At 43.2% G+C, this 12,324-nt stretch carries 10 protein-coding genes; 7 read left to right on the forward strand and 3 right to left on the reverse strand.

The genetic code is table 11. The features are described 5' to 3' along the window. Positions 1-132: 132 nt before the first annotated feature. On the reverse strand, positions 133-975 hold the full coding sequence (locus IM462_RS13050) for a methyltransferase domain-containing protein (RefSeq protein WP_287701558.1): 843 nt from the start codon (positions 973-975) through the stop codon (positions 133-135). Positions 976-1,374: 399 nt separating this feature from the next. Here IM462_RS13050 and IM462_RS13055 point away from each other — a divergent pair, with 399 nt between their 5' ends. The 3 genes from IM462_RS13055 (at position 1,375) to IM462_RS13065 (ending at position 6,603) form a co-directional block, all read left to right on the forward strand. Continuing rightward, entirely contained in the window at positions 1,375-1,497 is a 123-nt protein-coding gene (locus IM462_RS13055) for a hypothetical protein (RefSeq protein WP_271948630.1), read from the forward strand. Between the two features lie 97 nt (positions 1,498-1,594). Beyond that, entirely contained in the window at positions 1,595-3,868 is a 2,274-nt protein-coding gene (locus tag IM462_RS13060; protein WP_287701562.1) for a caspase family protein, read from the forward strand. An 89-nt stretch (positions 3,869-3,957) separates the two neighbouring features. After that, complete coding sequence (locus tag IM462_RS13065) at positions 3,958-6,603, forward strand: tetratricopeptide repeat protein (protein WP_287701564.1); 2,646 nt, start codon at positions 3,958-3,960, stop codon at positions 6,601-6,603. A 68-nt stretch (positions 6,604-6,671) separates the two neighbouring features. Here the strand turns inward: IM462_RS13065 and IM462_RS13070 are convergent, their stop codons facing one another. After that, the gene (locus IM462_RS13070; protein WP_110579016.1) at positions 6,672-7,034 is read right to left on the reverse strand and encodes a helix-turn-helix domain-containing transcriptional regulator; all 363 of its coding nucleotides are present in this window, start codon (positions 7,032-7,034) and stop codon (positions 6,672-6,674) included. Further along, the gene (locus IM462_RS13075) at positions 7,021-7,365 is read right to left on the reverse strand and encodes a type II toxin-antitoxin system RelE/ParE family toxin (protein WP_271927436.1); all 345 of its coding nucleotides are present in this window, start codon (positions 7,363-7,365) and stop codon (positions 7,021-7,023) included. The genes IM462_RS13070 and IM462_RS13075 overlap by 14 nt, the downstream gene beginning before the upstream one ends. A 180-nt stretch (positions 7,366-7,545) precedes the next feature. Here IM462_RS13075 and IM462_RS13080 point away from each other — a divergent pair, with 180 nt between their 5' ends. The 4 genes from IM462_RS13080 (at position 7,546) to IM462_RS13095 (ending at position 12,057) form a co-directional block, all read left to right on the forward strand. After that, on the forward strand, positions 7,546-7,932 hold the full coding sequence (locus IM462_RS13080) for an outer membrane protein assembly factor BamD (protein WP_287701568.1): 387 nt from the start codon (positions 7,546-7,548) through the stop codon (positions 7,930-7,932). A gap of 59 nt (positions 7,933-7,991) precedes the next feature. Beyond that, positions 7,992-8,318: a type II toxin-antitoxin system RelE/ParE family toxin gene (locus IM462_RS13085; RefSeq protein WP_272078089.1), complete on the forward strand. Its 327-nt coding sequence runs from the start codon at positions 7,992-7,994 to the stop codon at positions 8,316-8,318. A 4-nt stretch (positions 8,319-8,322) separates the two neighbouring features. After that, positions 8,323-8,718 (forward strand): helix-turn-helix domain-containing transcriptional regulator, encoded by a 396-nt coding sequence (locus IM462_RS13090; protein WP_150976070.1) that lies wholly within the window; start codon positions 8,323-8,325, stop codon positions 8,716-8,718. 177 nt (positions 8,719-8,895) lie between these two features. Beyond that, on the forward strand, positions 8,896-12,057 hold the full coding sequence (locus IM462_RS13095) for a CHAT domain-containing protein (RefSeq protein ID WP_287701571.1): 3,162 nt from the start codon (positions 8,896-8,898) through the stop codon (positions 12,055-12,057). Positions 12,058-12,324 lie beyond the last annotated feature (267 nt).

Below are 12,324 nucleotides of genomic sequence, written 5' to 3' on the forward strand. Positions count from 1 at the left end.
CGGGCGATTGTCAATACTTCCATTATGAATAAAATCTTTTAGAAGTATTATCTCAAAATCTCCCCAGAAAAGCAAGCAAAATTTTGCCAATAATTGTTAAGTTTTGTTAAAAAGAAATGGAGAGATCAGCCTTTATTTTTTCCCTTGCAGTAGGCCAAAACGAATTAAACCCGACTCGTAACCGCGCCGCATTAACCCTAAAGATAAGGCCCCTTGGATAGTAGTATAACCGCTTGCTAACAAACCAGCGATCGCATCTGTGGTTAGGGCCGAGTCAATCACCACATCCCAAAAAGCGGCCACCGATAGGGACCAATCATCGGTTTTTAGGTCTTGAAAGCCAACTTCACGGGCAATATCGGCGTATTCTGGCAAAGAAATCACATAGGGCAGACAATAAACCTGATAAATCTCGTTTAATAGTTTAATCTCCCCTTCCGTTAAATTACCGGCCAGGGAAGTGGTGGGACGATGACACCAAGTAGCCATCAAAAAAGTCCCTCCGGGCTGCAAAACCCGATAACATTCCCGCAGAAATTGCCTTTTATCGGGCATATGTTCGCCACTTTCCAAAGACCAGACCAGATCAAAATTATTCTCAGGAAAGGGGGTTTTTAGGGCATCAGCCACACAAAAACTGACTTGTTCTTCTAAATTGAACTCTTGCGCTCTTTGGCTGGCTCTAGCGGCTTGTACCGGGGAAAGGGTAATCCCCACCGCTTGACTGTGAAATTTTTCTGCCAGATAAAGGCTACTGCCACCAATGCCACAACCCACATCGAGAATCTGATTAGCGCCGGTGACACCACCCCAAGTTAATAATTCTTCTATTAAATCAATTTGTGCCTGACGGCGATCGAGTTTAATCTTGCCACCGCGACCGTAGTAGCCATGGTGCATATGTTCGCCCCAAATCCTTTCCCACAGTCCACTAGAGGAGTCATAAAAATCGGCTATTCGTTGATAAAGTTCCATGGTGATTTCCTAAGTAAGTGGGTGGAATTAAAGATAAGAGGTTTCCGACATAAGAAGTTTCTCCAGTATTGAGTTCCGATGTTTCTAGTTTAAAAGATTTAGGCGGACAAAGTACACAGAAAAGAAGAGGAGGAAATCATCAGTCTTTAGAGAGAGTTCACAGAAAGGTAGCCAGTGGCATAATATTCCCGAAGATGTGGTTCGTCGTCGTTATGAGCGGGGACGTAAGCTGTTCGTAATTTAAATTGCTTGTTGAGACGAGGCAAAAGGCAACAGTAAAGGGATTGGAGGAGGTTCGGCTAATCTAAGAATAAGCGGTTTAAATGCGTCTTAGCTTATTAACGTGACCCAGTTGTATTTATCCTTATGCGATACTTGGATTATCTATCTGGAACTCAATTGACTGAATCCACCTTAACAGAACTGCATCAGAAAATCGATGCTGGTGTGAGAATAGCGATTGCGGAGGCGATGGAGAGACACCGACTAGGAGAGTCTATCAGCATTTTAAAAGATGGCTAAATTGTCACCTTAACGGCCGGGCAAATTCCCCCAAAATCACAATAATAAATGCTTTCAGTATCAAGATTTGGTAGTATTAAATAGGTAGGGAAATTTTATGACTAGAATTAAGCGTAGGCAATTACTATCCCTGACTGGTTCTTTATTAGCCACTTTAGGATTAAGCCAGTTGGAATTGAAACAGCGAGCCATTCTTTATCGTAGCGTACTGGCAGAGAATACACCTCGTAAACGGGCATTATTAGTGGGTGTTAATAATTACCCCGATACTAGATGGATAACCCTTGAAGGCGCAGTCAATGATGTCAAACTACAACAGGAATTACTCATTCACCGTTTTGGATTCGAGTCCGATCAAATTTTGCTTTTAACTGATCATGAAGCAACTCGTGAGAATATCCTACAAGCGTTTGAGGAACATTTAATTCAATGGGCGCAACCCGGTGATGTGGTAGTTTTTCACTTTTCTGGTCATGGTTCTCAAGTTTTTGATCCCGATCAAATTTTTCAAGATGGGCAAGTTAGCACGATTGTTCCTGTTGATAGCATTCTGCCTCCAGGTTATCCCAATAAAGGAGGAAAAGTCAATGATATTACAGGTCATACTTTGTGGTTGTTGATGCAAGCAATTAATACAGAAAATGTCACTTTTATTCTGGATAGTTGTCACTCTGGAGGGGCGAGAAAGGGCATCTTAACTGTGCGATCGCGCCCTGGAAATCGGGAGTTAAACCGGACTGAAAACTCTAACATCCAACTGTTAGCAAGTCCCCAGGAACAGGAATATCAAAAACAACTGATGTCCAGACTCAACTTGACCGCTTCAGACTTGGCCACAGAGCGAAAAAAAGGCGTTCCCAAAGGCATAATGCTGGCGGCTGCTAGAACTGACCAAACGGCGATCGATGCTTCCTTTGGTGATACGGCTGCCGGTATCTTTACATATATCTTGACTCGCTATCTCTGGCAGCAAACCGGAGGCGATTCAGTTAGTCAAGTAATGATAAGTGCGACGGCTACTACCGATCGCATTTTACGCGAATATTTCCCGACGGCTGGTTTATTACAGCAACCGGAATTTAATACTAGGGAGGGAAGTAACAACAGCGAGCAAGCGGTTTATTTTCTCAAACCAGATCAGAAAATCCCTGCTGAAGTTGTGGTCACTCAAGTGCAGGGAAATCGGGTGGATCTGTTTTTGGGAGGGATCGATCCGCGTACCTTAGCAGCATTCGGTCGGAGGGCAATTTTAACTTTAGTGGATGGGGAAGGGAAAGAACGAGGTCAAGTTCAGATAGAGTCCCGTCAAGAGTTGACAGCTAAAGGGAAACTGATGCAGACAAGAGATAACATTGCTTCCGGGACTCTACTTCAAGAGCGATCGCGGGCTATTCCCAGGGACTTAACTCTCCGAATTGGTTTAGATGCTTCCTTAGGACAGGAACAAGCAGCCGCCAAGCAAGCTTTACAAGGGATTAAATCCATCGAAGCGGTTTCCTCAGATGAGACAGATATCCACTATTTTCTGGGTCGAGTGACTCCCTTTTACTATCAACAATTGCAGAAACTTAAAGTGACTCCCTTACCAGAAATAGGTAGTCTGGCTCTATTTTCTCTGGCTGCGGATCTGATTCCGGGTTCAGCTGGGATTTCAGGAGAAAGTGTAACTGATGGAGTCAAACGATTGCAAGCGAAACTAAAATCCTTGTTAGCAGCGAGGTTAGTCAAGCTAACCCTCAATGCGACTTCCTCTCGCTTGAGTGTAGCTGCGGCGATGGAAACGGTAGATGGCGGCCAATTGGTGGCAGAATCGTTTACAGTTAGGGGTGCAAAGTCAGGCAGTTTCAGTCAAAATAGAGGGGTGCGCGGTTTAACCAGTAACGCGCAAAAAATCAAGCAAGAGACTCAAGTACAATTTCTCGTACAAAATAACGAGTTAGTTCCTCTCTATATTACTGTTTTACTTATTAGCGTAGATGGGACGCTTACCGTGCTTTCGCCTTTACCGGGGACGGGAGATAATTCTCCTGTGACTCCAGGGGAAAAAATTCAGATTCCCGATCAAAATCGAGGGGAATTGTATAAATTTAAGGTAGAGGGTGAAACGGGAATAGCCGAAGTGTTGGTTATTGCTACTACGACTCCTCTAACCAAAGCTGTGGAATTGTTGCGGGTTTTAGCTACAGAGAGGGGGGATAATCTGAGAGGGACACCTATAGATTTAACTCAGCCAGATGAGGCGATTTCTAGCCTTCTGGATGATTTAGATGGGGGTAGTCGGGGGAGTGGGAGAGTTTATACTTCAAGAGTGCGTCAGATTGATACTCGACAGATGGCTGCTATGTCGATTACTTTTGAGGTTGTTGTCTAGTTCTTAACTTTAGTCAGAGGAACACTTACAGCGAGTTTAATGATTGGAGAGAGCCAATAAAAGTTATATCATTTAAGGAGAATTGATCTATGCCTACTTGGCTTCGACCTTTAAATTTCTTCACTGCTATCCTTTTAATCTCTCTAGAGATTAACCCACTGCTGACTCCTTCAGTATCTTTTTCTGCTTCAAACGTGGCACAAACAACGACTGACCGTAAAGCTCAAGCAGCTCGACTGGTTCAAGAAGGCGATCGCTATTACTATCAGGGTCAGTATCAAGTCGCGCTGGAAAAATATCAACAAGCTTTAGCAATCTATCAGCAGATTGCAGATCGTCAACAAGAAGGAGTGATTCTTAATAATATTGGGTTTGTTTATACCGAGCTAGGACAGTCTAAGCAAGCCTTACCTTTCTATCAACAAGCTTTAGTTATTTTTCAAGAATTGAACGATCTCCCCAATCAAGGAGCTGCCCTTAATAATATTGGGCTATCTTACAGCTATCTAGGGGAGAATTCAAAATCCTTGAAATTCTTACAACAAGCTTTAGAAATCTTCAGAGAAGTACATGATCGTGCCGGAGAAGGGAAAACTCTCAACATCATTGGTGGAGTTTACCGAAGTCTGGGTCAGATATCGGAAGCTTTAAAGTTTTATGAACAAGCTTTAGCTATCCGCAGGGAATTACAAGATCGCAGTGGAGAAGGATTTTCTCTCAATAATATAGCAGAAGTCTCTAGCCTCATGGGAGAATACCCAAAAGCATTGGATTTATATCAGCAAGCCATCACCATTTTTAAAGAAGTCAATGATTTTACCAGACAAAGTATTGTCCTGAACAATATTGGATGGGTCTATGACCGACTAGGGCAGTATAAAAAATCGCTGGACTTCTACGAAAAAGCTCTGGCGATCGCAAGAAACATTAAAAATCCTTCTCTAGCAAGCATGGCTTTAAACAATATGGGGTCAGCTTACAATAATCTGAAAGACTATACAAACGCACGGAAATCCTATCAGGAAGCTTTAGAGATTACTCAAGAACTGAATGATCCCTCCGGTGAAGCTAAAATCCTCAGCAATCTCGGCTCAGTTGACGATCAACTTCAGCAGTATTCCCAAGCCTTGGATTTTTATCAACGTTCGTTAGCTATTAGTCGAAAAATCAAAGAGCGTCCGTCTGAAGGAATTACTCTCAACAACTTGGGAAGGGTTTACAACAGCCTGGGAGAGTATCAAAAGTCCTTAGAATTGTATCAGCAAGCCCTAGGGATTGCCAGAGAAGTGAAAGACAGGGTTGCTGAAGGTAGAACTCTCAATAATATGGGTCGTACCGTTCTGCTAACGGGTAATGCGGCGGTGGCCGAGAAATACCTCTTTGAGACGATTAACATCTGGGAATCGCTTCGATCTGGACTAACGGATGAGAATAAAATTTCTTTATTGGAAACCCAAACTAATACTTACCATAATTTGGAATACGCCCTGATTGTACAGCAAAAGTCCGAAGCTGCACTGGAAGTAACTGAACGAGGACGCGCTAGAGCATTTGTTGAACTTTTAGCCGCAAAATATTCTGAAACACCTGATCCTCCAATTCAACCACCAAATTTAGAGCAAATCCAACAAATTGCTCAAGAACACGAGGCGACTCTAGTTGAGTATTCTATCAATGACTTCGGAGGACAGCCAAAACTTTATATTTGGGTGGTTAAACCAAGTGGTGAAATCCTATTTCGGCAACTAGACATCCAATCTTTTGCTCCCTCTCTAGAAAATTTTGTTACTAGCACTCGCCAATCAATCGGAGTCAGAGGACGTGGTAGTATCGAAGTAGTCCCACTTAATAGCTCTGAAATAGAAAATCAATTAAAACAACTCCACAAATTACTTATAGAACCTATTGCCGATTTACTCCCCTCCGATCCTAACGCTCATGTCATCTTCATGCCTCAAGGAGAACTATTTTTAGTACCTTTTCCCGCTTTACAAGATGAAAATGGCAAATACCTAATTGAAAAACACACAATTCTCACTGCACCCGCCATTCAAGTGTTAGACTTAACCCAAAAACAACGAGTAAAAGTTCAACAAGCTAACCCGAAAGGACTTGTCGTTGTCGGCAATCCTACCATGCCAAAAGTAACTATCAAAATTGGCGAACCACCAGAACAACTTAATCCCTTACCAGCAGCAGAAAACGAAGCTATTACTATTGCTAAACTACTCAATACTAAAGCTTTAACAGGCAACCAAGCCACTAAAAAAGCTATCCTTTCCCAATTACCTCAAGCCAGAATTATTCATCTAGCAACCCATGGTTTATTAGATGATTTTAAAGGATTAGGAGTACCCGGTGCGATCGCTCTTGCACCTTCTGGTAATGATAATGGTTTACTTACTGCTGATGAAATTCTCAACTTAAAACTGAATGCGGAATTAGTGGTTTTAAGTGCTTGCGATACGGGAAGGGGACGCATTACTGGAGATGGTGTAATCGGATTATCCCGTTCTTTAATTACCGCAGGAGTGCCAAGTATTATTGTTTCTTTATGGTCAGTTCCCGATGCACCTACTGCAAGTTTAATGACTGAATTTTATCGCAATTGGCAAGAGAAAAAACTAGATAAAGCCCAGGCGTTGCGACAGGCAATGTTAACAATAATGAAAGATCGAAAGTATCAGAATCCTAAAAATTGGGCAGCATTTACTTTAATTGGAGAAGCAGAATAAGACCCAATACTACTCGGTTAAGCCCGAAAAAGACTTGCTGAGGTTCAGCATTTACTAAGCTTGCTGAACTATACTGTAATCTTGATTGAACTAACAGCGTCATTTTGATGATTTATTTCTGGCATTTTTGGAGCGACTGTTATCGTTAATCTCAATCCTAAAGCTTGGAGCCAAGAGGTTAGTTGATTCATGGCTTCAGGGGCAGGTTTTTGCATTAATTCTTCCAATTGCTTCGCCTGAATTTTGATTTGTTCTGGTGTTAGATTTTGGGAGCCAAGGGCTTCTAGGACGTGATTGAAGGAGAGTCTGAGTAATTCTGATTCAAATCCATATTCATCTCCCTCTAGATGAGTTTCCAGATAAACTGCTGCATAATGGGGATCTTTAAGGGATTCGATCAGGGAATCATGATAACTATCACTGACTGGCATTTTCTCGCCTCCTATAATCTTGCCAATATTTTTGGGCTATTTCAATGTCTTTAGCTTGCGTTCTTTTATCTCCTCCACACAGGAGTAAGATAATCGTTGTCCCGATTTGTCCAAAGTAAATGCGATAACCGGAACCATAGTCTATTCGTAGTTCATAAACTCCCCCTCCTACTGATTTATAATCCCCTAAGTTCCCTAAATTAAGACGGTTTAGGCGTTGAGCAATTTTAGTTTTAGCCTTGATATCTCGTAAAGAATCGAGCCATTGAGCAAAGGGAACTTTGCCGTCGGTGGTAACATAACGTCGAATGTCTCTGGGTTGAGCCGCCATGTTTAAATTATAGTAACTCAATGCAATACAGTAAGAGGATTCAAAAAATTTTCGGCGGATCGCGTAAAAAAGAAGAACCCACCATGAAAGCAAGATACAGGCGCTCTATTTGACCGCCCTCACTCCCACACACACTACAATAGGGCATAGCAATGCTATGCCCCTACACGGGAGGCTTCCATGTCCTGCATCCCCAAATCCCTCAACCTCGCTACCCTACTGCTGCTACTCGCCTCCGGCGTGTCTATCTTGCCCATTTCCCAACCCGGAATAGTGCCACCTGTCCAAGCGCAAACGAATGAGACGAAAAAAGCTGAAGCGGAAAGGCTATTTAACGAGGGGATGCAACTATTCCAACAAGGGACAGCCGAATCCTATCAACAGGCTATAACCAAATGGGAACAAGCCTTACCCCTTTGGCGTAAGCTGGGAGATAAAGTGCAGGAAGCCTTCATAAATCTAGCACTCGGTAAGTGGATGGTACAGCAAGGAGTGCGGAGTCAATCCTTGCCATCGCCGAGAAAACTGGTAATTGGCGCAAGAGATAATAAAAGCTTCTTTTATTAGGAAATACGAACGGAAAATGTTAAGCATTGGCGAGGAAACTAATGTGCTAGAGTTAATTCATGGCAACGCAACCAAGAGAAATTGAGCGTTATGTAACAGCCGATGGTCAAATTCCTTTTGATAATTGGTTTGATTCTATCCGAGTGTCTAAAACTCAAACTATCATCAGTAAAAGACTTGACCGAGTGAGGATGGGCAATTTAGGCGATTACCGTTCGGTAGGAGGAGGTGTTTTTGAATTAAGAATAGACTATGGTCCAGGTTATCGCATCTATTTCGGACAAGTAGGGACAACCATCGTGTTGCTACTGTGTGGAGGTGATAAAAGCAGTCAAATTAAAGATATTCGCCAAGCCCAAGAATACTGGAGAGATTATCGGAGTTAAAATTATGTCTAAAAGTATTAGCTACCACCCTTTTTTGCTGGACAATCTTAAAGATCCAAACTATGCGGCTCTTTATCTCGAAACTCACTTAGAAGAAGACGAGTTTGAATTCGATCCCGAATTACTGAAAATGGCTTTGAGGAATGTTCTGGAAGCTCTTGGGGATTCTCATTTAACCGCAGAACAAATTAAAATTTATGAGCAATTTCTCGATAAATTATTAACAATGCCAGCAGGAATAGGAATTTATAATTTAGGGCTTTGGCTGAAGGCTTTGGGATTAAAACTAGCTGTAACAGTTGATAAAGAGGGGAAGAATGTTGTTGAAAACTTGCCTAGTTTGAATAGAGATAACAAAGAAAAATATGAGGGAGTTTTAACGAAAGTCCCGGATCTATAACCAGAAAGTAGAATAAACGGCTCTTCTGGTTTCTGTGTGGAAACGAGGTCTATACTGATAGAATATCCGCAAAATAGTCTTAAAAGTTTTGTCCAGTAAGCATTTCACGATTCCATAAGCAAAAATTATCACACAAAGCCGAGAAGAGCCAATAAACTAAATATCCTTTCTTAAACCATGCTCAAATCCCTCAACCTCGCTACCCTACTGCTGCTACTCGCCTCCGGCGTGTCTATCTTGCCCATTTCTCAACCCGGAATAGTGCCACCTGTCCAAGCGCAAACGAATGAGACGAAAAAAGCTGAAGCGGAAAGGCTATTTAACGAGGGGATGCAACTATTCCAGCAAGGGACAGCCGAATCCTATCAACAGGCAATAACCAAATGGGAACAAGCCTTACCCCTTTGGCGTAAGCTGGGAGATAAAGCACAGGAAGCTAATATTCTAGTTGGGATAGGTTTTGTTTACGATAAGTTAGGATTCAAACCCAAAGCCCTGGAATACTATAACCAAGCCTTACCTATCTATCAATCCCTAAAAGACCGCAAGTGGGAAGCCACTACTCTCAATAATATTGGTGGTGTCTATGATGCTTTAGGAGAAAAACAAAAGGCATTAGACTATTACCAACAGGCATTACCCTTAAGGCGGGCGGTGGGAGATCGCTCTGGGGAAGCCGTCACTCTCAGTAATATTGGTGCTGTCTATGATGCTTTAGGGGAGAAACAAAAGGCATTAGACTATTACCAACAGGCATTACCCTTAAGGCGGGCGGTGGGAGATCGCGCAGGGGAAGCCGTCACTCTCAATAATATTGGTGCTGTCTATGATGATTTAGGGGAGAAACAAAAGGCATTAGACTATTACCAACAGGCATTACCCTTAAGGCGGGCGGTGGGCGATCGCGCAGGGGAAGCCACTACTCTCAATAATATTGGTCGTGTCTATTCTGCTTTAGGGGAGAAACAAAAGGCATTAGACTATTACCAACAGGCTTTACCCTTAAGGCGGGCAGTGGGCGATCGCGCCGGGGAAGCCACTACTCTCAGTAATATTGGTGGTGTCTATGATGCTTTAGGGGAGAAACAAAAGGCATTAGACTATTACCAACAGGCTTTACCCTTATCGCGGGCGGTGGGCGATCGCGCAGGGGAAGCCACTACTCTCAATAATATTGGTGCTGTCTATAATGCTTTAGGGGAGAAACAAAAGGCATTAGACTATTACCAACAGGCTTTACCCTTATCGCGGGCGGTGGGCGATCGCGCAGGGGAAGCCACTACTCTCAATAATATTGGTCGTGTCTATTCTGCTTTAGGGGAGAAACAAAAGGCATTAGACTATTACCAACAGGCTTTACCCTTAAGGCGGGCGGTGGGAGATCGCGCAGGGGAAGCCACTACTCTCAATAATATTGGTGCTGTCTATAATGCTTTAGGGGAGAAACAAAAGGCATTAGACTATTACCAACAGGCTTTACCCTTATGGCGGGCGGTGGGCAATCGCACGGGGGAAGCCGTTACTCTCAATAATATTGGTTTTGTCTATGATGATTTAGGGGAGAAACAAAAGGCATTAGACTATTACCAACAGGCATTACCCTTAAGGCGGGCGGTGGGCGATCGCGCGGGGGAAGCGATAACCTTACACAATATTGGTTCCTTACTGCAACAACAAAACCAACCCCAACTAGGGATTATCTTCTACAAACAATCGGTTAACGTCTATGAAACTCTCAGGGGCGATATTAAAGGACTCCCCAAAGAATTGCAACAAACCTACACCGAAACTGTTGCTGATACCTACCGCCGTTTAGCTGACTTGCTGCTGCAACAAGACCGCATTCTGGAAGCGCAACGGGTGTTAGATTTGTTGAAAGTACAGGAATTAGACGATTATTTGCGGGGAGTGCGCGGTAATACAAATACAGAACAGGGAGTTCCTAAACTACCGCCAGAACAAAAAATAGACGAGGGAATTGAGGCAATTCTTAATAAAGCAGTAGAAATTGGCCAAGAAATCAGCCGACTGCAAGAACGACAAAAACTCAACGGCAAACTAACTCCCTCAGAAAAACAACGTCTCGCCCAACTCTGGAAACAACAGGAACAAATTGTCGCTGAGTTTAATAAATTTATCAAAAGTCCAGAAGTTTTAGCCTTAATTAACCAACTCAAACCCCAAACCCGTTCCGCCGATCTCCTGAATAATTTAGACAATTTAATTGGCTTATCTGATAATCTCAAAAAACTCCAACAAAATGCCGTCCTTATCTACCCAATTATCTTTGATGACCGCTTAGAAATCATCCTCACCACTGCTGATTCTCCTCCCGTCCGCCACACCGTAAAAGTCAGCAAAAAAGAACTAAACGAAACTATTCGCGCTTTCCGGGAAGCCTTACAAAATCCTAGTCTGGATGCCAAAAAGCCAGCCCAACAGCTTTATGAATGGCTGATTAAACCCCTAGAAAATAACCTAAAAACTGCCGATGCAAAAACGATTATTTATGCTCCTGACGGACAACTGCGCTACATTCCTCTGGCGGCTTTATACGACGGCAAACAGTGGTTAATTGAACGCTACCGGGTTAATAATATTACGGCAGCATCCCTGACTGATTTTAATACCAAACCCGAACCGAAAATGCACATTTTAGCGGCGGCTTTTGTCAAGGGCAGCTATCAGTTTCGACATGAAGGACAAGACTTCAAATTTAATGGTTTGCCTTTTGCGGGTATAGAGGTAGATAAATTAGCACAGACAGTTTCTCCTACTACTAAATACTTCGATAAAGACTTCAATCAAACAATTATTCCCCTACTGGATAGCTATACTGTCGTCCATTTTGCCACCCATGCAGCCTTTGTGGTGGGAACTCCAGAACAGTCTTTTGTTCTTTTTGGAGATGGGACAGTTGTGACTCTACAAACAATGAAAAACTGGCGGTTTAAAAATATTGATTTAATTGTTTTGAGTGCTTGCGAGACAGGTTTAGGGGGTAATTACGGCACAGGAATCGAAATTTTAGGGTTAGGATATCGACTACAAACCGCAGGCGCAAGGGCAGTTATTGCCTCTTTATGGAGTGTTGACGATGGCGGTACACAAGCTTTGATGAATGCTTTTTATGCTGCTTTGAGGACGGGTAAATTGAGTAAAGCAGCGGCATTACAACAGGCACAAATTGCCTTGATTACCAGTAATAACCCAACCGATGAGCAGCTGCGTGGTAGTATTAGAATAGAACCTATTGAAGGAGTGCCATCGGACGTAGCAAATCGCCTCAGCCATCCCCGTTACTGGGCTCCTTTTATTCTCATTGGCAATGGATTATAATCAGTTAAGTAAGTAGGCGTTAAAAATTATCATATACCCCCCTTATCAAGGGTAGATCCCCCCGCCTATCGGCACCCCCCTTATCAAGGGTAGATCCCCCCGCCTATCGGCACCCCCCTTATCAAGGCTAGATCCCCCCGCCTATCGGCACCCCCCTTATCAAGGGTAGATCCCCCCGCCTATCGGCACCCCCCTTATCAAGGGTAGATCCCCCCGCCTATCGGCACCCCCCTTATCAAGGGTAGATCCCCCCGCCTATCGGCACCC

It is taken from the genome of Microcystis sp. M144S2, from assembly GCF_020246065.1.
In the GTDB taxonomy this organism is placed as follows: Bacteria; Cyanobacteriota; Cyanobacteriia; order Cyanobacteriales; family Microcystaceae; genus Microcystis; species Microcystis ichthyoblabe_A.

Coding starts and splice junctions, on each gene's coding strand:
- IM462_RS13090 (WP_150976070.1), top strand. CDS start 8,323: ATGTCTAAAAGTATTAGCTACCACCCTTTTTTGCTGGACAATCTTAAA.
- IM462_RS13070 (WP_110579016.1), bottom strand. CDS start 7,034: ATGCCAGTCAGTGATAGTTATCATGATTCCCTGATCGAATCCCTTAAA.
- IM462_RS13085 (WP_272078089.1), top strand. CDS start 7,992: ATGGCAACGCAACCAAGAGAAATTGAGCGTTATGTAACAGCCGATGGT.
- IM462_RS13060 (WP_287701562.1), top strand. CDS start 1,595: ATGACTAGAATTAAGCGTAGGCAATTACTATCCCTGACTGGTTCTTTA.
- IM462_RS13080 (WP_287701568.1), top strand. CDS start 7,546: ATGTCCTGCATCCCCAAATCCCTCAACCTCGCTACCCTACTGCTGCTA.
- IM462_RS13065 (WP_287701564.1), top strand. CDS start 3,958: ATGCCTACTTGGCTTCGACCTTTAAATTTCTTCACTGCTATCCTTTTA.
- IM462_RS13050 (WP_287701558.1), bottom strand. CDS start 975: ATGGAACTTTATCAACGAATAGCCGATTTTTATGACTCCTCTAGTGGA.
- IM462_RS13095 (WP_287701571.1), top strand. CDS start 8,896: ATGCTCAAATCCCTCAACCTCGCTACCCTACTGCTGCTACTCGCCTCC.
- IM462_RS13075 (WP_271927436.1), bottom strand. CDS start 7,365: ATGGCGGCTCAACCCAGAGACATTCGACGTTATGTTACCACCGACGGC.